Genomic DNA, 20454 nt, shown 5'->3' with positions numbered 1-20454 from the left:
AAAAATCGAGCGGGTGATCCCCGCTCGATTTTTTATGCGGCTGACTCGCCAAAGCCCACGCTCCGGTGAAACCCTGACGACTGCCGTTAAACATAGCGAGTCGAAGCTCTCAAAGCGTGTTTCGACTCGCTGTGTTTATTACATATATTCCGTATCAATTCGCGGCAGTTGTCTGCGTCGCTCCGGTTTCGGATTCCGGTTCCGCTTCCGTCTGCGCTTCCGCCGTCTGCACAGCGGAGGCCTCCGCTGCACTCTCCTGCATAGCCTGCGCGGCCGCTTTCTGATTCACAACCTCCACGGCTTTCTGCAGCTGATTGTCCTGATCCTCCGGAATCTGTGTCCCCGCGATCAGACCTTCCGCCAGCTCGCACTCCACGTCCGGCATCAGACCGTTTCCGTGAATATCCTGATCCTTCGGCGTGTAATACCGCTGTGTGGTAAACTTCACTGCGCTTCCATCTCCGAGAGGGAATGTGCTCTGGACAATTCCTTTTCCAAAGGTCTTGGTTCCGACGAGAACCGCTTTTCCGTAATCCTGCATGGCGCCGCTGAATGCTTCCGCCGCACTCGCAGTGTTTTCATTGACCAGAACTGCCATCGGAACCGAAAGTTCGTGACCGTCTTCACACTTGAACTCCTCGTGCTCATCGCCGAGACCCTTGAATTTCAGCATCAGTCCGCCGTCCGGAAGGATATAATCCATGCAGGGCAGAACCGCAGTCAGACTTCCTCCCGGATTGTTCCGGAGATCAATGATCAGTTTCTTCGCCCCCTGTCCGAGAAGCTTATCCGCCGCATTCTTAAACTGTTCCGGTGTCACCTCATCAAACTCGGTCAGACGGATCAGTCCGATGTCGTCTTTCATGGACGCCTTGATCGTCTCCTTGACGATCTTCTCTCTTGTCATTTCAAGGGGAATGTATTTCTTCTCCGACGATCGGTAAACCGTTACGGTGAGCGGAGTGCCTTCTTTTCCCCGGATGTTCTCCGCAATCAGAAGATCCAGATCCTTTCCGGTGACATACTGGTCATCCACTTTATAGAAAATATCTCCCGGAAGCATGCCGTTCCTCTCGGCCGGGCCTCCCGGCGTCAGAGAGACCACTTCGACATTTCCGGTACTCGGATTGGTCTGAACCGTCGCACCGATACCGATAAAAACGCCGTCCTGATGTTCCATCAGTTTCCGGAAATCATTTGCCGAATAATAGCTGGCATACGGATCTCCCAGCGATGCGACATAACCGTAATACAGATAATTCTCCTGAGTCTGCGCATCGATGTTCTCCTGAAAAAGGAACTGCTTGTTTACAAAATAGTTGAGAAGAGCAACCTTTTCCTTCACGCGGTCCAGGTTCAGCGCTTCTTTTCCGTCATCCTTCGTCGGCGCAATCTGACTGTACTGTTCCTGCATCCGGCGATAGCCGTTATAGAGAAAGATTCCGACTGCGGCCGTCAGCACGCACAGGGTTCCGCAGACGCCGATCACAATGCCCCGGATCACCGGGTGCTTTTTCTTCGGCTTCTTTCCGGATGTTTCCGGTTCCCCGGTTACCGGATCCGTATTTCTGTCTTCCAAATGTTCCAATGATGTATCCTCTTTTCCATCGCCGGGCTGATCCCGGCACGTCTTCTCCGTATTATACCGCGCGCGCCGTTCTCTGTCCTGTACTATTTTGAAAAAAACAAAGTCCGCAGGCATCTTTCCGTTTTCCGGTTCCCTCATGTGGGAGGACGGATCGCCCTGCGGACTCTGTCCCGATAAACTGTTCTGTTTTTTCGTTTTTTTGTTTTTTTGTTTTTTCGTTTTTTCGTTTTTTTTTTCGGTTTTCCGCGATTTTTATGCCGTCCTTACTGGCTGACGTAATCCATCGGATCCACATACTGTCCGTTCTTGAGCACGCCGAAGTGAAGATGCGGTCCCGTGGAATAACCGGTGGAACCGACTTTCGCAATGGTCTCTCCCTTGGAAACGGTATCGCCTGCCGATACATCCAGCGATTGACAGTGCATGTATACCGTCGACGTACCGTTGCCGTGACTGATCACCACATAATTTCCCGCCGAGCTGCTGTAGGTTGCGGTCACAACGGTACCGCCGTCAGCCGCCTTGATCGGCGTTCCGCTGGAGACAGCAATGTCCACGCCCTTATGGTTCGTGGATGCGCCCGCCGTCGGTGACTCACGCTGTCCAAATGTGGACGTGATCCTTCCGGAGGATGCAAGCGGCCAGGAAAGGCTTCCGCTCCCCTTGGTCATCGAACCTTTGGAAGAGGTCTTTCCGCCTTTTGTCTCCACCTTGGTTTCCGACTTACTGCCGTCGGACTCCGTCGGAGCATCAACGGATTTCGCGGCGTTCTTCGCCTGCTGCTCCTGTTTTTTCCGCGCGGCTTCTTCCGCCTCTGCCTGACGTCTCGCCGCCTCCTGCGCCGCTTTTTCCGCGGCGATGGCTGCCTGACGGATCTCTTCCTGAATCCTGTCGATCTCTGCCTGCTGCGCTGCGATATCGGATGCCATACCCTTGGAAGCGTCTCTCTGCTCCCCGAGCTGCGCAGCCAGATTCGTCAGTTCGTTCTTCTTGGTCTCCATCAGGGTCTTGATCGAGGTCTGCTTTGCCGCAGTCTCATTTCGCATATCCACGATCTCCGTCAGATCTTTTTCGAGCTTTTCCTTATCCTCGGCGATCCGTCTGGTTGTCGCCTCATATTCCTCCAACTGATCCCGGTCATATTTCGAGATCTGCTCGATATACTCGGCTCTGTTCAAAAGATCCGAGATGGAATCCGACGAGAGAAGAATCTCCAGAAAACTGGAATCCCCCTTCTCATACATATACCGGATTCGAAGCTTCATCGCCGTGTACTGCTCTTTCTCAACTTCCTCCGCGGCCGCCAGCTCCACGCTGATCTCATCGATCTCCGCCTGCTTTTCCTGTACCTCCCGGTCCAGCCGGTCCATCTCGTCCGCAATCTGAGATGTCTGGGTATCCAGTTCTTTCACATACTGCTCCGTGTTGCCCCGGAGACCTTCGAGCTGCCGGATCTTCTGATCCGTCTTTTTCTTTTCGGCTTCCATGGCACGTTTTCTGGCCTCCGCGTCCGCAAGAGCATTCTCTTTGGCCGCATTGACCAGAAGCGTTCCGCTGACATGGCTGAACGTCAGCGCCGCAGAGGCAGCCGTAACTGCAAGAATGATCCCCGCCCGTTTCTTCCATTCACCGCTACCGCCGTTCGGCACATGATTCCGCATGAACATCCTGTACCTCCCTCAGACACGGAGCGTCTTCCGAATCGTGAAGAAACTTCCGACAAAACCGATGCCGACACCGAGCGCGAGCGCAATCAGAGACATCACCGGCAGAATCTCCCGAAGCGGCAGAAAGTTAATCACCGACGACAGGATCGCCGCTTTTTCCATCACAATCCTGACGCCGTGACGGTAGAGAAGCGTCACAATTCCGAGCGGAATCAGCGCTCCGGCAAATCCGATCAGGATTCCCTCAAACACAAACGGCGCACGGATCATGAAGTTCGTCGCTCCGATCAGCCGCATGATACGGTACTCTTCCCGGTGAAATGCCGCCGCCGTGGAGATCGTATTGCTGATCAGGAAGACCGAAACCGTCAGAAGAATTGCAATGATCACGGAAGAGACCACGCTGACCAGCCGATTCAGCCGGATGAGTCCCGACGCCGCATCAACGGAATAGTTGACTTTCCGGACGCCCGGAACATCTTTCAGCCAGTTCACAAAGCTGTCCTGCTGTTCGATGCTGTTCAGATGAATCTCGTAGGACGCAGACTCCGCAAGGGGATTGTCATTGGCAAACCCCTCCGCAAGGTGTTCATTGTCCCGGAAATAATCCTCCTGAAAGCTCTTCCACGCTTCTTCTGCCGAAATGTACGTGACATCCTTGACTTCCGGCCGGCCCGTGATCTCCTCACCGATCTCCCGGATCTCCTTTTCCGAGATTCCGCTGTCGAAAAATGCCGTCACGCCGACCGCCTCCTCCGCGTTGCGGACCATATGCCGGATATTGCAGATCATAACAAAAAAGGTGCAGAAAAGAAAAATACAGGCGGAAATGCTGGCGACCGATACGAGCGCCACCCAGATATTTCTGCCTATATTTTTCAATCCCTGCGCCAAACAGTAAAAAAAGGTTCTGATTCTCATAAATTATAGCTTCCCTCTTCGATATCCCGCACGACAAATCCCTTTTCCAGCATAATCACGCGTTTCTGCATCGAGCGGACAATCTCCCGGCTGTGTGTCACAACGATCACGGTGGTGCCGCGGCGGTTGATGTCCTCAAGAAGCTTCATGATTCCCATGGAATTGTCTGCATCCAGATTGCCGGTCGGCTCATCGGCGAGCAGAACTTTCGGTGAATTGATGAGTGCTCTCGCAATGGCCACTCTCTGCTGTTCTCCGCCGGAGAGTTCGGATGGGAATGCTTTATATTTTGCGGAAAGCCCGACCATCTGAAGCATACGGGGAACATTTTCCCGGATCTCCTTCGTCGGCACACCGATCACGCGCTGCGCGAAAGCAACATTCTCATAGACATTGCGCTCTTTCAGCAGGCGGAAATCCTGAAAAACGACGCCCAGCTCCCGGCGGTACTGCGGAATGTGACGGCGGTGAAGCTCCGTCACCTCCACATCTCCGACCCGGATGGTTCCCCCCGTGGGCTCCGTTTCGTGGAGCAGAAGGCGGATCAGCGTGGATTTGCCGGATCCGCTGGGCCCCATGATAAATACAAATTCACCGTCTTCGATGCGGATATCCACACCGCGGAGGGCTTTCGCCCCGTTACGGTATATCTTGCTGACATTATCCAGAAGTATCATTAGTAGTCCTGATTCTCCATATATTTCATGTACTTGACAACCATCAGTGCGATCTTGAAGGTAATGGCATCCTCAAAAACGCGGAGATCCAGACCGGTCTGCTTCTGAAGTTTGTCCAGACGGTAAACCAGCGTATTTCTGTGAATGTACAGCTGACGGGATGTCTCCGATACATTCAGATTGTTCTCGAAGAACTTGTTGATGGTGGTCAGTGTCTCCTCGTCGAACTCATCCGGGGACTTTCCTTCGAAGATCTCGCGGATGAACATACGGCAGAGCGGCATCGGAAGCTGGAAAATCAGACGGCCGATTCCGAGTCTGGAATAGCCGACCACATTCTTCTCACGGAAGAAGATCTTGCCGACATCGAGTGCCATCTTCGCTTCCTTGTAGGAGCGGGATACGTCGCGGATCTCACCGACAACCGTACCGAAGGCAACATTGACCCGCTCTCCCTCCTCCGGGCTGAGCATGTCAACGATGGTTTCCGCCACCTTCTCGAGATCATCATACGTCTCTTCCGGCTTCAGCTCACGGACAAGAATAATGTTCTTCTCATCGACCGCTGTGATAAAATCATGGCTCTTCGCATTGAAGAAGTTGCGGACGGTCTCCAGCGCATTGAGATCCTTATCCTGATGGGTCTCAATTATGAAGGTACAGCGTCTGACGTTGGTGTCAATGTGAAGCTTCTTCGCGCGGTTATAGATGTCCACAAGAAGAAGGTTGTCCAGAAGAAGATTCTTGATGAAGTTATCGCGGTCGAATCTCTCCTTGTATGCGATCAGAAGATTCTGAATCTGGAACACTGCCATCTTGCCGACCATATACGCGTCATCCTTCTCGCCTCTTGCCAGAAGAATGTACTCCAGCTGATGATCGTCAAAAACCTTAAAGAACTGATATCCCTGTACAATCTGGCTGTCCGCCTCGGATTCCACAAACGCCAGAATGCTCTTTTCGTATTCCTCTGTCCCCGCAAATGTGGAGGCAAGCGTCTTGCCCTCGGTATCGCAGATGCAGAAATCGACTCTGGTGATCTCTTTCAGTCCATCCAGATTCGTCTGAAGTATCTGATTCGAAATCATGCTTTACTCTCTCCTTTTTTCTCAAATGTTCTTCGGATACTGTTTTCCGTAATCTCGATCGCGCCCTCTTTCAGAAGGAGTCCGACTGCCCGCTTAAAGGCATTCTTGCTGAGTCCGAAGGTCCGCTGAATGGTCTCCGGACGGGCTTTGTCATTAAACGGCAGTACGCCCGCAAACTCATCGATCACCTTCAAAACCATATCCGCATCCTGATTCATCTGAAGATATGCTTTTTCCCGGGTGCTCAGATCCAGCTTTCCGTCTTCACGGACACGCATGACCCTCGCCACGATGCGCTCACCGAGCCGGAATTCTCTGTAAACTTCTGATTTCGGTATCATGCCGAAATATTTATCATCAACCGCGGTAAACACTCCGATGCGGTCATTGATCTCATAGACCGTACACTCCACGCGGTCCTCCTTCTTGTACGGAGACTCCGCGGACAGATACGGATATACTTTCATGGTCGCTGCCAGACGGCCGCTCTTGTCCACATAGAGTGCAACGAGAACCTCCTCGCCCTTTCGGACCGGGTGGTTCTGTTCATGGAACGGCAGGAGAACCTCCTTCTCCAGTCCCATATCCACAAAAGCGCCGATCTTCGTGACATCGGTCACACGAAGGGTCTTCGTCTCACCCAAAAGGATTTTCGGCTCGTTGGTCGTCGCAATAAGACGGTCCTTGGAATCCTTATAAAGAAAGACACGAATCCGGCTTCCGATCCCGGTCCCCTCCGGAACCTGCTTGATCGGAAGAAGAACCGATTCCTCCGCTCCTTCATTCTCTGCGAGAAAAACACCAAAATCCTTCTGTCTGACTACCGTCAGCTCCTGTTTCTCTCCAATTTTTATCATAGGTTATCCTTTCCGTAATCTCCTTCCGGAAATATATTAAAATTCTTACTCATCCAGATACAGATAAACGCTCGCATATACCTGTCCTTCGGTATCGCGGAGCGAAATGATCTCTGCGTCGCCTTCTTCCGAATGAACCCGGTACGGAACCATCACATCGCCGAGAACCGCCGCCTTCCGGTATTCCGCCCAGATCCGGCGTATTTTCGTCTTCTCCGGAAGACACTCCCTCGCAATCTCAATGTACTGTGCATTGTTTACATGATGGTTTGTGTCCAGATGATGTCTGGTAACGGTCACCGGTGAGAGCTCTGTTCCGCCTGCCGGAATGCTCATCCGCCGCGGAACCTGCGACATTTCCAGCCGCTCTTCGGATCCGTACGCGTCGATGTCCTCCTGCGGCGGTCTGGACGGCATCATGCTCTCCAGATCGTAATAAAACCAGGCGGAATCGGCCTGAACCAGGATCTCTCCCTTTTCATCGCGGATCACAAAATTGCGGTATCCGAAGATTCCGCGGAATCCGTGGGGCCAGGTCTCGATCCGGATCGTGTCTCCGAGTTTCGGCATACGGATGATCTCAATATTCCAGTTGTACACCCACCACGCCGCTTTTTTTCCTCTCATATAGGAAAGACCGACGCCGATGTCCTCCGACTGAAATGTGGAACAGTCCTGAAGATAATTCATCATTCCCTCAATGGAAAGAATGCCGTCTTCATCCGTCTCACTGTATCGTACTCTGCTGTCAAAACCGTACATTGATCAACCGTCCTCTTCTGTGCAAAAAGCTACAAACACACAGCTTATTATAATGGATTCTTTTTATGATGTCTATCTATGTATCGGCAAAATTCACAAAAAGTTTAAATGATTATTTTTCATCTTGACGAAAGCGGCCGTCAATGATATAGTTAACGAGTCGTTGGGCTATAGCCAAATGGTAAGGCAGCGGACTCTGACTCCGTCATTGTGAAGGTTCGAATCCTTCTAGCCCAGTTTTCAAGAGATCCTGTGAGGATCTCTTTTTTTATTTTGTACATATGTTTGCACTTTCGACGCCGTGTAAATCAAAAAAAACGAGTGGAATCCGTCTCCGGATTCCGCCCGTTTTTTCTTTCAGGTTTTCTTCATTTTTCATCCGGGTTCTTCTTCCTCTTTCCCCCGGTTTCCCCGTTCCGTTTCTTCCGAATTCTATCTTCCGATATGCCGGATAATATACCAGATGCAGTAGATCCCGACGATCGGCCAGAAATAATAGAACACAAAGCTCGTCACTCCCGCAAAGAGTGCGATGATCAGGAAAAGAATCAGCACCAGAACGGCGATAAAGATTGCCTTCACATACCACTTGCTTAAATCAACATAATGCATGTTCGGGTTCTGGCGGGCATACGGATTCTCCGGTTCATACGCCGTCTCCCGGCGGTAGCTCTCTTCGCCTGCGGCCGTCCGCTCCTGCGATTTATCTTTTCCGAAGCCGGTATAACCGATATCTCCCGGCGTGGAATCATATCCGTTCGGCGAGGAATCGGCCCCTGACGCCGCGCTCTCCACAATCGTGCGGGCGATCAGGCGGGCATCGCCGAGCTCGTCCAGAATCTCGTCCGCGCTTCTCCCCTTCGCTTTTTCTCCTTTAATGTAATCCCGATAGTATCTGAGGTTGTCCGCAATCGCGGAATCTATGATCTCGCCGCGAAGTGCCTCCTCCAAATCTCTGAAAAACTGTTCTTCTCTCATAGGTTTCTGTTATCTTTCTCTTGCTGAAATTGTCTTACGACTCTGCTCTGATGATACCCTTTCCGCCATCAGCCGTCAACGGTTCACCGGAGAATCCGGCTCAGCCGAGATCGTGAAGGAAAATTCCGCTGCGCAGTTTCGGCTCAAACCAGGTGGATTTCGGCGGCATGAGTCTTCCCGCATCCGCCACAGCCAAAAGCTCATCCATGGATGTCGGATAACAGGAAAATGCGACCGCATCGCCCTCACTGACATACTTTTCCAGTTCCTTCACGCCGCGGATTCCGCCGACAAAGCGAATTCTGTCATTCGTGCGCGGATCGTCAATACCGAGAACCGGTCCGAGAAGATGGTCCTGCAGGATGGAGACATCCAGCCCGTCGACCGGATCAGCGCTCCGGATCCCGCTCTTTGCGCGGACCGTATACCAGCGGTCCCCTAAAAGCATTCCGAACTCCGCTTTTTTCTGCGGGACTCTTCCGTCTCCCGGAAATTCCTTTCTTCCGTCGTATTCCTTAATCGAACGTCCCGGAATCACCTCAAAATTCTGACCGACCTCCTTCAGGAATTCCTCCGGAGTCTTTCCGTTCAGATCTTTTACCACGCGGTCATAGCGAAGAATCTTCAGCTCATCCGCCGGGAAGAACACCGACAGGAAGTAGTTGAACTCTTCGTCTCCGGTATATCCCGGATGCTGTTCTCTTCTCTTTAACGCCACCTTTACCGCGGATGCACAGCGGTGATGTCCGTCTGCGATGTAAGCCGGACCGACTCTGCGGATTCCGTCGGTAATCTGATCGATTCTCTTCTGATCTGCTATGCGGAAGATCCGATGGCGCACACCGTCGTCTTCGGTGAAATCATACAGTGCTCTGTCCTGTTCCTTGATCCGTCTCATCATGAGCTTGAGGTTGATCTGATCGCGGAACGCCAGGAAGATCGGACCGGTCTGCATATTGGTGACATCGATATGATTAATGCGGTCCTGTTCTTTGGCCACCGTGGTGTTCTCATGTTTGCGGATCGCTCCGTTGATATAGTCGTCAACCGACGCGCAGGCAACGATTCCGGTCTGAACGTGTCCGTCCAGTGTCAGCTCGTAGAGGTAGTAACACGGATTCTCTTCCGTGAGCATGATCCCCTTTTCCCGCATATCCGCGATGGTTTCCTTCGCCTTGACATACACTCTCGGATCATCAAAGGCAACACTGTGATCGAACCAGGTCTCCGGGCGGTCCACATGAAGGAAGGACAGCGGTTTCTTTTTCACCAGATCTTCTGCCTCTTCCCGGCTCACCACATCATACGGCCGGGCCGCAACCCTCGACACGTATTCTCTGACCGGACGGATTGCCCGAAACGCTCTAATTTCAGCCATACTTTTTCCTCCAGACCCGGACGGACAATCCCACTTGTCTGCCCGGGCCGCACTCTAATTTTTTGCTTTTGGATACGCAAATTCCCCGGACGGTAAAATCCGGGGAAATTCTATGCAATTGTATTATCTATTTTACTGTATATGGCGTAATCTTGCCACCCCTGAAATTTTTCTCAGCTGATCCAGCGTTGCCTCGTCTGCCGCCTCTTCCAGGTCAACCAGCGTGTATGCATACTTTCCGCGGCTCTTATTCAGCATGTTGGCAATGTTCAGTCCCTTTCCGGAAAGAATCGCCGTAATCTGTCCGATCATGTTCGGCACATTCTGATGGAGCAGCGCAATTCTCTGCGCATTCTCACATTTTCCCATGTCAACCATCGGGAAGTTGACGGAATTTCGAATGTTTCCATTCTCCAGATAGTCCATCATCTCCTGAACGGCTGCCTCTGCACAGTTGTCTTCCGCCTCCTCGGTGGAAGCGCCCAGATGCGGCGTTGCGATGACATTGACCATCTTGTTGACTTTCGCATTCGGGAAATCGGTTACATATTTTGCAACCTTGCCGGAAGCAAGTGCCTCCGCCATATCGTCATCATTGACCAGAAGGTCCCTCGCAAAATTGAGGATGACCACGCCGTCCTTCATCATCGCAAGCGCATCCCTGTTGATCATACCCCGGGTGCTGTCGAGCGCCGGCACATGGACGGTGATGTAATCACATTCTTTATAGATCTCTTCGACGTTATCGATGTGACGGATGTTGCGGCGAAGTCCCCATGCACTCTTGACGGAGATGAACGGATCGTATCCGTAAACATCCATGCCGAGCGCCTCGGCTGCGTTTGCGACTTCCGCTCCGACCGCGCCGAGTCCGATGACACCGAGCTTTTTGCCGAAGATCTCATGTCCGGCAAAATTCTTCTTTGCCTTCTCCATGTCTTTTCCGACGTTGTCATTGTCCTTCTGGGAATCACACCACTCCATGCCGCCCTTGATATCGCGGGCCGCGAGAAGAAGTCCCGCGAGAACATTTTCCTTTACGGCGTTTGCGTTTGCGCCCGGAGTATTGAATACAACGATTCCCTCCTCCGCGCAGCGGTCTAACGGAATATTGTTGACACCGGCGCCGGCTCTGGCGATGCAGCGGAGTCCTTTTCCGAACTGCATGTCATGCATCTTTGCGCTGCGAACCAGAATTCCATGCGCCTCGTCGGCATTGTCCGTAATGCTGTAATTATCGGTAAGAAGGTCCAGACCCTTCTGGGAGATCGCGTTCAGGCATGCGATCTTTCTCTGCTTTTTCATGATATTTCCTTTCCTCGGATGATTCCCGTTCACACTGACCCGGCCATGATATTTTTATGCCGGTTCTGACGAAAATCAGGCATTCTTCTCCTCAAATTCCTTCATAAACGCAACCAGCTTTTCCACGCCTTCCTTCGGCATCGCATTGTAGATGCTGGCTCTCATGCCGCCTACGGTGCGGTGTCCCTTCAGGTTGACGAATCCTGCTGCCTTCGCTTCTGCGACAAACTTTGCATCCATATCCTTGTCGCCGGTGACAAACGGAACGTTCATCAGAGAGCGGTCCTTCTTCTCGACCGTACCCTTGAAGAGTTTGCTGCTGTCGAGGAAATCATACAGAATCTTTGCCTTCTCGGCATTTCTCTTGTGCATTGCTTCGAGTCCGCCGATCTTCTTGATCCACTTGAATACCTTTCCGCACATGTAAATGTTGTAGCACGGCGGTGTGTTGTAAAGGGAATCCTTGTCCGCGTAAGTCTTATAGCGGAGCATGGTCGGTGTAAACGGAAGATAATCCTCCGTAATGAGATCTTCTCTTACGATGGCAATCGCCATTCCGGCCGGTCCGACATTCTTCTGAACGCCGCCCCAGATGATGCCGAATTTGGAGACATCGATCGGTCTGGAGAGGAAATCGGAAGAGACATCCGCAACCAGAATCTTGCCCTTGGTATTCGGAAGCTCGTTGAACTCGGTGCCGTAAATGGTGTTGTTCATGCAGATGTAAACATAATCCGCGTCCTCATCCACCGGAAGATCGGAGCAATCCGGAATGTAGGTGAAGTTCTTATCCTCACTGGAAGCGATGATGTTGACCTCGCCGTAGAGCTTTGCCTCCTGTGCTGCCTTCTTCGCCCAGTTACCGGTAATGATGTAGTCTGCCTTCTTATTCTTCATCAGGTTCATCGGAACCATCGCAAACTGAACGTGGCCACCGCCCTGAATGAAGAGGACTTTGTAGTTGTCCGGAATATTCATCAGATCACGGAGATCTGCTTCAGCTTCGTGGAGGATACTTTCGAAGTCTGATGATCGATGACTCATCTCCATTACAGACATGCCACAGCCCTTGTAATCAAGCATTTCGTCAGCAGCTTCTCTCAATACCTCCTCCGGAAGGACCGCCGGTCCTGCGGAAAAATTGTACACTCTGCTCATAACACAATCTCCTTTTCTGTCTTTCTTCAATATGCTATAAATTTATCAATCTCTTTCGAAATTGATTGTCCTATTATATATCCAGTTATCCGGATTTAACAATACAAAATTTGAATTTACTGTGCACTTTTTTTCATCCCATTTCGTGAATAAATGGAATAACAGTGATAATCCTATTGATATTCCCAGTAATATTACCAGTATTGTCTGCGTGCAAACGGCCGGAAACGGTATCCCGCATCCTCCGTTCTGCCCCCGGAGAGCGCTCGCCGCCCGGCCATTGTTTTCTGAATATTTTTATTGTTGTCAGTCTTTTAAGATCACCTTTTGGAACGCAATCTCTCCCAAAAACAGTCTTTCGAGACCTCTGTCTTTCGGTGCCTCAGTCTTTCAGTGTCTCAGTCTTTCAAAACCTCAGCCTTTCGGAACCTCAGTCTTTCGGAACCTCGAGAACCGCTCCGCGATTGCCGCTCGTCACGAGCTTCGCGTATCTGGCATGATATCCCTCCAGATGCTGCTCTTTCGGTTTCCAGTTCTTCCGTCTCTCTGCCAGCTCCTCATCCGAAACTTTGACATTCAGCTGACGGTTCGGGATGTCGATGGAGATGATATCCCCCTCATGAATCAGCGCGATCGGTCCGCCGACTGCCGCCTCCGGGGAAATGTGTCCGATGGACGCTCCGCGGGACGCGCCGGAGAATCTTCCGTCCGTCAGAAGCGCCACCGTCGAGCCGAGGCCCATGCCCATGATCGCCGACGTCGGGCTGAGCATCTCACGCATACCCGGACCGCCCTTCGGTCCCTCATAGCGGATGACAACCACATCGCCCGGATGAATCTTTCCGCCGGAAATCGCCGCAATCGCATCCTCTTCCGAATCGAATACTCTCGCCGGTCCCTCGTGCTTCATCATTTCCGGAGCCACCGCGGACTGCTTTACGATGCCGGTATCCGGGGCAATATTTCCCTTCAGAACGGCAATGCCGCCCTCTGCCATGAACGGATTGTCAATCGGCCGGATAACCTCCGGATCTTTGTTGACGCAGTTCTTAATATTCTCGCCGACCGTCTTTCCGGTCACCGTCATGCAGTCGAGATGGAGAAGATTCTTTTTCGTCAGCTCGTTCATGACCGCATAGATGCCGCCGGCTTCATTCAGGTCCTCCATATACGTCGGACCTGCCGGTGCCAGATGACAGAGGTTCGGGGTTTTCGCTGAGATTCTGTCCGCATATTCCATGTTGATCTCCACTCCGGCCTCGTGAGCGATCGCCGGAAGGTGAAGCATGGTGTTGGTGGAACATCCGAGCGCCATGTCCATTGTCATGGCATTTTCAAACGCCTCTTTTGTCATGATGTCTCTCGGCCGGATATTCTTCCTCAGCATATCCATGACCGCATAGCCGGCCTTCTTCGCAAGCGCCAGTCTTGCGGAATATACGGCCGGGATCGTACCGTTGCCCTGAAGTCCCATACCGATGACTTCCGTCAGGCAATTCATACTGTTCGCGGTATACATGCCAGAACAGGAACCGCAGGTCGGACATACGTTGCGCTCAAAGTTGCGGACTTCCTCTTCCGTCATCTTTCCGGCGTCGTAGGAGCCGACCGCCTCAAACATGGAGGACAGGCTTCTCTTCTTTCCGTTGACATGTCCGGCAAGCATCGGTCCGCCGGACACGAAAACAGTCGGAACATTTACTCTGGCCGCCGCCATCAGAAGACCGGGAACATTTTTATCGCAGTTCGGTACCATGACCAGTGCGTCAAACCCGTGGGCCTTCGCCATGCACTCGGTGGAATCCGCAATCAGATCTCTGGTGACAAGAGAATATTTCATGCCGACGTGTCCCATCGCAATCCCGTCACAGACCGCAATCGCCGGAAATACCACCGGCATGCCGCCCGCTTCCGCAACGCCGAGCTTGACCGCGTTGACGATCTTATCCAGATTCATATGGCCCGGAACAATCTCATTGTAGGAGCTGACAATGCCGACCAGCGGCTTATGCATCTCTTCTTCCGTGAAGCCGAGCGCATTAAACAGAGAACGGTGCGGAGCACGTTCCATACCGGATTTTACAGAATCACTATTCATGGTTATGATACCTCCTTGATGTATTGAAAGTGATTATACATCATCTTGAATGATTTTGCACTCAGTTTTTTTCGCCATTCTGCACGCTACCTCGCACCTTCAAGATCGCACGATATCATCTCACTTCACGATCCGGTCGCGGATCAGCTCGCCCATCTTCACGCAGCCGACTCTGGTGAAACCTTCCTGGTAAATGTCCGCGGTCCGGTATCCTTCGGTCAGAACCTTCTGAACCGCATCGCGGATCGCCTGGGCTTCCCGGTCAAGATCAAAGGAATAGCTGAGCATCATTGCGGCCGAGAGGATCGTCGCAATCGGATTTGCAAGATCCTGTCCCGCAATGTCCGGAGCCGATCCGTGGCTCGGCTCATAGAGGCCGAATTTTGTCTCGTTCAGGGATGCGGAGCTCAGCATTCCGATGGAACCGGTGATCATGCTTGCTTCATCGGAGAGAATATCGCCGAACATATTCTCGGTCAGGATGACATCAAACTGACGCGGATTCATGACAAGCTGCATCGCGCAGTTGTCTACGAGCATATGCTCGAGTTCCACTTCCGGATAGTCTTTTGCGACCTCCTCGGTCACTTTTCTCCAGAGTCTCGACGAATCGAGAACATTTGCCTTGTCGACGCTGGTCACTTTCTTTCTGCGCTTCCTCGCAATTTCAAACGCCTTGACCGCGATACGGCGGATTTCTCTCTCATTGTAGGTCAGCGTATCGACTGCTGTCTCCACACCGTCCACCATGTCCGTATGGCGTTCTCCGAAATAGAGGCCGCCGGTGAGCTCGCGGACAATAATCATGTCAAATCCATCGCCGATCAGCTCCGGCTTCAGCGGGCATGCCATTGCGAGTTCCTGATAGAGATAAGCGGGGCGGAGATTTGCAAAAAGTCCGAGTCCCTTGCGGATGGCAAGGAGGCCAGCCTCCGGGCGGAGATTCGGCGCAATATCATACCATCTGGAGTTGCCGACTTTTCCGCCGACCGCGCCGAGAAGAACCGCATCGGCCTTCTTTGCCGTCTCCAGCGCTTCGTCCGTCAGCGGAACCCCGTACTTGTCGATGGAACAGCCTCCCATCAGGATCGGCTGAAAATGGAATTCATGTCCGAATATTTCTCCGGTCTTTTCAAGAACAAGACACGCCTCGCGGACGATCTCCGGTCCGATTCCGTCTCCCGGGATGGTTACGATATTGCACTTCATGATCCTTCCTCCTTATATGCACAATTCTTATGGATTATTCACTCGTTTATTGCGTATAGTTATATTTCAATGATCTCACTATATAGAATCCAGACCGTTTTTTCAACCGGCGAACGGGAATCGTACAATTTCGAATAACTGTCATGAATCCGTTTTATATCTGAGAGATTCGCACTCTGCGAAACAGAACAAAGTCCGCGGAGCGTTTCTTGTTTCGCAGGAAAAGCGGAGCACTTTCCTGTGAAAAATAAAAAGACCGGCCCCCACGGGACCGGTCTCAGTCTTCTTTATCGTTCTCCCTCTCGGAGGAAACGGAGTCTTATGCCTGATTCGGCTTCTCTACCTGAACGATGGCATCCTTCTTCATCGGGATGCGGCAGTTCTTGTTGCTTCCGAACTCAACGATCACGGTGTCATCGGACATATCGATGATCACGCCGTAAAAGCCGCTTGTCGTGAGAACGCTGTCGCCTACCGCAATGCTGGCCATCAGTTCTTCACGTCTCTTCTTCTCCTTGGACTGCGGACGGATCGCAATGAAATACATCAGACCAATGATGACAACAAGGTATCCTACCCAAAATACACTGTTCATTCCTCTTTCCTCCTGAATAAATATTCGTGCTGCCGTGACTTACTGTTCACCGGCTGCCATGCTTTCCAGCTTGGCTTTCTTATACTCGGCAAACCGCTGTGAATCAATGGCATCCCGAATTTCTTCCATCATTTTATTATAAAAGTACAGATTATGCAATACGCACAGTCTCATACCGAGCATCTCTTTCGCCTTGAAAAGGTGATGAATGTATGCTCTGGTGTAGGAACGGCATGCCGGACACTGGCAGCCTTCTTCCATCGGCCGGAGATCCTTTGCGTATTTCGAATTCATCAGGTTCATCTTGCCGTGATTCGTGTACACATTTGCGTGACGGCCGTTGCGAGACGGGTATACACAGTCGAAGAAATCGATGCCCCGCTCAACGCCTTCGAGAATATTGGCCGGTGTGCCCACGCCCATCAGATAGGTCGGTTTCTCTTTCGGAAGATGCGGAACCACCTCATCCAGAACATGATACATCTGCTCATGGGACTCACCGACTGCCAGACCGCCGACCGCATATCCGTCCAGATTCAGTTCAGAGATCTCCTCCGCGTTGCGGATACGGATGTCATCGATGATGCCTCCCTGATTGATACCAAAGAGAAGCTGCTCTTTGTTGATGGTTTCCGGGAGAGAATTCAGGCGGTCCATCTCCGTCTTGCAGCGCTTCAGCCAGCGAACGGTTCTCGCCACAGACCGCTCCACATACTCGCGGTCCGCCAGCGCCGGCGGGCACTCATCGAACGCCATCGCGATGGTGGACGCCAGATTGGACTGAATCTGCATACTCTCTTCCGGTCCCATAAAGATCTTATGTCCGTCGATGTGGGAACGGAACGTTACGCCCTCTTCCTTAATCTTTCGCAGTCCCGCCAGGGAAAATACCTGAAAACCGCCCGAATCGGTCAGAATCGGCTTATTCCAGTTTGTGAAACTGTGAAGACCGCCGAGCTCATGAATGAGCGGATCGCCGGTACGGACGTGAAGGTGATAGGTATTGCAGAGCATGACCTGTGTGTCGATCCCCCGAAGATCATCGGTGGATACGGCACCCTTGATCGCCGCAACGGTTCCCACGTTCATGAATACCGGTGTCTCGATGGTACCGTGCACTGTCTTCATGCGGGCTCTTTTCGCGCGGCCCTCTGTCGCAAGAATCTTGTATTCCATAATTTGTCCTCCAGGCTCAGAATAAATAAAGTCCTCCGCCGGTCACCGTAAGCGGATGCCGGTGAAAAGAATGCGGACCGCCGGGGCCCGCATTCTTATGTCTTTCATCTTATGCCTTATGTTGTCTGTCTTTTATCCTATGCCATATTTCCTATGCCACAGGGCTTATATTTTGTTTCGGATGACCGCTTCCGGTATCCGGATCACTCCGCATCCGGTGTGTCATTCTTCGCCGCGAACGGATCCTGACCGGCTTCCTTCATTGCCGAGATCTGCATGGTCTTCTGGATCAGCGCCTGCATCTCCGCGCGCTTCTCCTCTTCTTCCTCCGCCTTTGCCTCCTCAAGGATTCTTGCACGCTCCGCCTTGAGCGCTTTTCCTCTCTCGAGAGCAGCCTGAGACTGAGCCGCTTTCTCCTCCGCGGACTTCTTCGCAGCCTTTTTCTTTCCGGTTGTGATCGGAGCCTGCGGTGTCTCTTCACGGACTTCGGTCAGGAACTCCTCGTCCTTCACCGCCTTCTTCTGGTTGAAAATGTACCAGAGAGCACTCGCGATGAGAACCGAAGACCAGGTACCGCTGACGATACCGACCATCAGAGGTGCCGAAAACTCACGGATCGAAGATACGCCGAGGAGATACAGGATCAGGACCATGGCGAAGGTTGTCAGGGAAGTATTGATGCTTCGGGACAATGTCTGCGTCACAGACTTATTGATCATGTACTCGATCGTCATTCCTCTTGTGCCGAGTTTCTTATTCTCACGGATACGGTCAAAGATAACGATGGTCGCATTGATGGAATAACCGACTATGGTCAGCATGCAGGCGATAAAGGTGTTGCCGACAGACCAACGGAGTGCGGCATATGCCGCCAATGTGATCAGAACATCGTGAATCAGGCAGAGAACGGAGCTCGCCGCAAAGGTGATGTTCTTGAATCTCACCCAGATGTAGATCAGCATCAGAACCGTCGCCACCACGGTCGCTACGACCGCATCGCGGCGCATCTCGCTGGATACGGTTCCGGAGATACTCTCCGCTGTGATCTTCTCCTTGTCCACGCCGAAGCTGTCCGCCAGCTTTGTGTTCAGTTTTTCACGCTCTTCACCGTTCAGGGTTCTGGTCTTGATGATGACCTCGTTGGTTCCTGCCACCTTCTGCATCTGAATGTTGGCATCGCCGGTCACTTCCTGAACCACCGGCTGAACCTTCTCATCGAGCTGTTCCAGTGTCATGTCTTCGTTGAAGGCAACATTGGTGGATGTTCCGCCAAGGAACTCCATGCTGTAGTTCAGCGCGTTTCTGCCCTGTGTATGGTTGTATCCCATAAATGCGAATCCTGCCACGATGAGTGCGGCGGATACGGCAAGGAATGTCTTTCTGTGCTGGATAAAGTGAATCGGTTCACGCTCTTTCTTGACGCCGAACCACTTTGCATCCTGGAAACCAAGTCCGTAGAATGCCCACAGAATAAAGCGGGTTACGAACAGAGCAGTGATCATGGATACCAGGATACCGAGTGCAAGTGTCGTTGCAAATCCCTTGACGCTTCCGGAACCCAGCTTATAGAGAACGGCAGAAGCGATCAGCGTTGTGATGTTTCCGTCAATGATCGCGGAAAGTGCCTTGCGGAAACCTTCCTTGATCGCAGCGGCTACCGGATGGCCGAGACCGATCTCCTCGCGGATACGGGTGAAGATAATGCAGTTTGCATCAACCGCCATACCGATGGAAAGGATGATACCGGCAATACCCGGAAGTGTCATCGTAATCTCAAATGCAGAAAGAAGAACGATGGTAACGGCAACATACAGGCACAGAGCCAGAGATGCCGCAAGACCCGGAATCCAGTAAAATGCGATCATGAACAGCGCAACAGCCGCAAAACCGATTGCACCGGCAAGAAGAGAGGTGCGGATCGCGTTCTGTCCGAGCTGGGCACCCACCACATTGGAGCGGAGCTCTTCCAGTTCCACGCTCAGAGAACCGATACGGATGGTCGAAGCAAGATTCTGCGCCTTCTCATAGCTCTCCATTCCGGTGATGGAGCAGTGTCCGCCGGTGATCTCCGTCTGAACGATCGGAGAAGATACGATGCTTTCATCATATACAATGTAGATCGGCTTTCCGATGCTCTTTGCCGTCTCATCGGCAAATGCCTTGGTTCCGGCCTCGTCAAACGTCAGCGCAACGACGTAATCCGTCTTGCCGTTGGAATCATCGATTCCGGCCTGAGCGCTGGTGACCTGTGTTCCGTCCAGAACTTTATTGCCCTCACTGTCAAGGAATACCAGGGATCCCGGTTTGCCAAGCTCTTCCAGAATTGCGTTTGCATCGGACACACCCGGAATATCAATGTTAATCCGGTCGTCGCCTTCCTGATATACCTGTGCCTCCGTACTGTAGTTCTGAACTCGCTGCTGGAGCTTATACACGGTATCTGCCATATTCTCCGCAGACGGTGCGGTTTCTCCCTTAGCCTGATAGGTGATGGATACACCGCCGGCCAGATCCAGACCAAGCTTGATTCCGCTGCCGGTCATCGTCGTGTAGCCGAAATACCCAAACAGACAGATGACGGCAAGTGTCAGAAACAGCTCAATAAAACTTCTTGCTCTGCTCTTTTTCATGTCTTGTCCCTTGTTCTCCTTCGTTTTTTTCTTCATACTGTGTGCATCTCAGCCAAGCTCGGCCCCCTGCCTCAGCACGCTATTTCACTAAGGCAGCACTGCTGTCAAGTGAAATATGTGTCGCTAAGTTTCGATGCATGGCTCGCACTAAGCTCGAAAAAACCTGCCTCAGCACGCTATTTCACTAAGGCAGCGCAGCTGCCAAGTGAAATATGTGTCGCTAAGTGCTCTGCACAACATCTCAACTAAGCTCGTAAAATACCTCGCTAAGTTTCGATGCATGGCTCGCACTAAGCTCGAAAAAACCTCGCTAAGTGCTCTGCACAAATAGAGCAGGAAGCGGCTTCCGCCTCCTGCTCCGACATCA

General features: G+C 52.0%; 16 protein-coding genes and 1 tRNA gene. 1 reads left to right on the top strand and 16 read right to left on the bottom strand.

The features are described 5' to 3' along the window. Window positions 1–154: 154 nt before the first annotated feature. The 7 genes from BR86_RS0109075 to BR86_RS0109045 all read right to left on the bottom strand — a co-directional run bounded on the left by BR86_RS0109075 (window position 155) and on the right by BR86_RS0109045 (window position 7560). Window positions 155–1588: a S41 family peptidase gene (locus BR86_RS0109075; protein ID WP_161767304.1), complete on the bottom strand. Its 1434-nt coding sequence runs from the start codon at window positions 1586–1588 to the stop codon at window positions 155–157. Between the two features lie 263 nt (window positions 1589–1851). After that, window positions 1852–3255 carry a murein hydrolase activator EnvC family protein gene (locus BR86_RS0109070; RefSeq protein WP_051684708.1) on the bottom strand — a complete coding sequence of 468 codons (1404 nt, stop codon included), beginning with the start codon at window positions 3253–3255 and terminating at the stop codon, window positions 1852–1854. A 12-nt stretch (window positions 3256–3267) separates the two neighbouring features. Continuing rightward, entirely contained in the window at window positions 3268–4176 is a 909-nt protein-coding gene (gene ftsX / locus BR86_RS0109065; RefSeq protein WP_031473222.1) for a permease-like cell division protein FtsX, read from the bottom strand. Continuing rightward, window positions 4173–4853 (bottom strand): cell division ATP-binding protein FtsE, encoded by a 681-nt coding sequence (gene ftsE, locus BR86_RS0109060; protein WP_031473220.1) that lies wholly within the window; start codon window positions 4851–4853, stop codon window positions 4173–4175. The genes ftsX and ftsE overlap by 4 nt, the downstream gene beginning before the upstream one ends. Continuing rightward, complete coding sequence (locus BR86_RS0109055) at window positions 4853–5941, bottom strand: PucR family transcriptional regulator (protein WP_031473218.1); 1089 nt, start codon at window positions 5939–5941, stop codon at window positions 4853–4855. The genes ftsE and BR86_RS0109055 overlap by 1 nt, the downstream gene beginning before the upstream one ends. Next, the gene (locus tag BR86_RS0109050) at window positions 5938–6798 is read right to left on the bottom strand and encodes a CvfB family protein (protein WP_031473216.1); all 861 of its coding nucleotides are present in this window, start codon (window positions 6796–6798) and stop codon (window positions 5938–5940) included. The genes BR86_RS0109055 and BR86_RS0109050 overlap by 4 nt, the downstream gene beginning before the upstream one ends. Window positions 6799–6843: 45 nt before the next feature. Further along, the gene (locus BR86_RS0109045) at window positions 6844–7560 is read right to left on the bottom strand and encodes an acyl-[acyl-carrier-protein] thioesterase (protein WP_031473214.1); all 717 of its coding nucleotides are present in this window, start codon (window positions 7558–7560) and stop codon (window positions 6844–6846) included. A 164-nt stretch (window positions 7561–7724) separates the two neighbouring features. On the opposite strand from BR86_RS0109045, the gene BR86_RS0109040 reads away from it, so the two are divergent. Beyond that, window positions 7725–7797, top strand: a tRNA-Gln gene (locus tag BR86_RS0109040). Between the two features lie 195 nt (window positions 7798–7992). Here BR86_RS0109040 and BR86_RS15235 read toward each other — a convergent pair. The 9 genes from BR86_RS15235 to secD form a co-directional block, all read right to left on the bottom strand. After that, window positions 7993–8538 carry an HAAS signaling domain-containing protein gene (locus BR86_RS15235; protein ID WP_051684707.1) on the bottom strand — a complete coding sequence of 182 codons (546 nt, stop codon included), beginning with the start codon at window positions 8536–8538 and terminating at the stop codon, window positions 7993–7995. Between the two features lie 100 nt (window positions 8539–8638). Beyond that, window positions 8639–9916 (bottom strand): DUF1015 domain-containing protein, encoded by a 1278-nt coding sequence (locus BR86_RS0109025; protein WP_031473210.1) that lies wholly within the window; start codon window positions 9914–9916, stop codon window positions 8639–8641. Between the two features lie 132 nt (window positions 9917–10048). Further along, window positions 10049–11221, bottom strand: coding sequence for a phosphoglycerate dehydrogenase (locus tag BR86_RS0109020; protein ID WP_031473208.1), 1173 nt, complete (start codon window positions 11219–11221; stop codon window positions 10049–10051). A gap of 75 nt (window positions 11222–11296) precedes the next feature. Continuing rightward, complete coding sequence (gene serC / locus BR86_RS0109015; RefSeq protein WP_031473206.1) at window positions 11297–12379, bottom strand: 3-phosphoserine/phosphohydroxythreonine transaminase; 1083 nt, start codon at window positions 12377–12379, stop codon at window positions 11297–11299. A 430-nt stretch (window positions 12380–12809) separates the two neighbouring features. Continuing rightward, window positions 12810–14477 (bottom strand): dihydroxy-acid dehydratase, encoded by a 1668-nt coding sequence (gene ilvD / locus BR86_RS0109010; RefSeq protein ID WP_031473204.1) that lies wholly within the window; start codon window positions 14475–14477, stop codon window positions 12810–12812. Window positions 14478–14597: 120 nt separating this feature from the next. Further along, window positions 14598–15686, bottom strand: coding sequence for a 3-isopropylmalate dehydrogenase (leuB, locus tag BR86_RS0109005; RefSeq protein WP_031473202.1), 1089 nt, complete (start codon window positions 15684–15686; stop codon window positions 14598–14600). Window positions 15687–16005: 319 nt separating this feature from the next. Continuing rightward, a complete protein-coding gene (gene yajC / locus BR86_RS0109000) occupies window positions 16006–16281 on the bottom strand; it encodes a preprotein translocase subunit YajC (protein ID WP_031473200.1) in 276 nt (91 codons plus the stop codon). 39 nt (window positions 16282–16320) lie between these two features. Next, window positions 16321–17457 carry a tRNA guanosine(34) transglycosylase Tgt gene (gene tgt, locus BR86_RS0108995; protein ID WP_031473198.1) on the bottom strand — a complete coding sequence of 379 codons (1137 nt, stop codon included), beginning with the start codon at window positions 17455–17457 and terminating at the stop codon, window positions 16321–16323. Window positions 17458–17660: 203 nt separating this feature from the next. Continuing rightward, window positions 17661–20087 carry a protein translocase subunit SecD gene (gene secD, locus BR86_RS0108990; protein ID WP_081844213.1) on the bottom strand — a complete coding sequence of 809 codons (2427 nt, stop codon included), beginning with the start codon at window positions 20085–20087 and terminating at the stop codon, window positions 17661–17663. Window positions 20088–20454 lie beyond the last annotated feature (367 nt).

This window comes from [Clostridium] aminophilum DSM 10710, assembly GCF_000711825.1.
Taxonomy (GTDB): domain Bacteria; phylum Bacillota; class Clostridia; order Lachnospirales; family Lachnospiraceae; genus Clostridium_R; species Clostridium_R aminophilum.
The sequence above is the reverse complement of the archived record's forward strand: the minus strand, read 5'-3'. Positions and strand labels throughout refer to the sequence as shown.

Excerpts from the sequence above, each read along its gene's own strand:
- BR86_RS0109070 (WP_051684708.1), bottom strand. The coding sequence starts at position 3,255 with ATGTTCATGCGGAATCATGTGCCGAACGGCGGTAGCGGTGAATGGAAG.
- ftsX (WP_031473222.1), bottom strand. The coding sequence starts at position 4,176 with ATGAGAATCAGAACCTTTTTTTACTGTTTGGCGCAGGGATTGAAAAAT.
- ftsE (WP_031473220.1), bottom strand. The coding sequence starts at position 4,853 with ATGATACTTCTGGATAATGTCAGCAAGATATACCGTAACGGGGCGAAA.
- BR86_RS0109055 (WP_031473218.1), bottom strand. The coding sequence starts at position 5,941 with ATGATTTCGAATCAGATACTTCAGACGAATCTGGATGGACTGAAAGAG.
- BR86_RS0109050 (WP_031473216.1), bottom strand. The coding sequence starts at position 6,798 with ATGATAAAAATTGGAGAGAAACAGGAGCTGACGGTAGTCAGACAGAAG.
- BR86_RS0109045 (WP_031473214.1), bottom strand. The coding sequence starts at position 7,560 with ATGTACGGTTTTGACAGCAGAGTACGATACAGTGAGACGGATGAAGAC.
- BR86_RS15235 (WP_051684707.1), bottom strand. The coding sequence starts at position 8,538 with ATGAGAGAAGAACAGTTTTTCAGAGATTTGGAGGAGGCACTTCGCGGC.
- BR86_RS0109025 (WP_031473210.1), bottom strand. The coding sequence starts at position 9,916 with ATGGCTGAAATTAGAGCGTTTCGGGCAATCCGTCCGGTCAGAGAATAC.
- BR86_RS0109020 (WP_031473208.1), bottom strand. The coding sequence starts at position 11,221 with ATGAAAAAGCAGAGAAAGATCGCATGCCTGAACGCGATCTCCCAGAAG.
- serC (WP_031473206.1), bottom strand. The coding sequence starts at position 12,379 with ATGAGCAGAGTGTACAATTTTTCCGCAGGACCGGCGGTCCTTCCGGAG.
- ilvD (WP_031473204.1), bottom strand. The coding sequence starts at position 14,477 with ATGAATAGTGATTCTGTAAAATCCGGTATGGAACGTGCTCCGCACCGT.
- leuB (WP_031473202.1), bottom strand. The coding sequence starts at position 15,686 with ATGAAGTGCAATATCGTAACCATCCCGGGAGACGGAATCGGACCGGAG.
- yajC (WP_031473200.1), bottom strand. The coding sequence starts at position 16,281 with ATGAACAGTGTATTTTGGGTAGGATACCTTGTTGTCATCATTGGTCTG.
- tgt (WP_031473198.1), bottom strand. The coding sequence starts at position 17,457 with ATGGAATACAAGATTCTTGCGACAGAGGGCCGCGCGAAAAGAGCCCGC.
- secD (WP_081844213.1), bottom strand. The coding sequence starts at position 20,087 with ATGAAAAAGAGCAGAGCAAGAAGTTTTATTGAGCTGTTTCTGACACTT.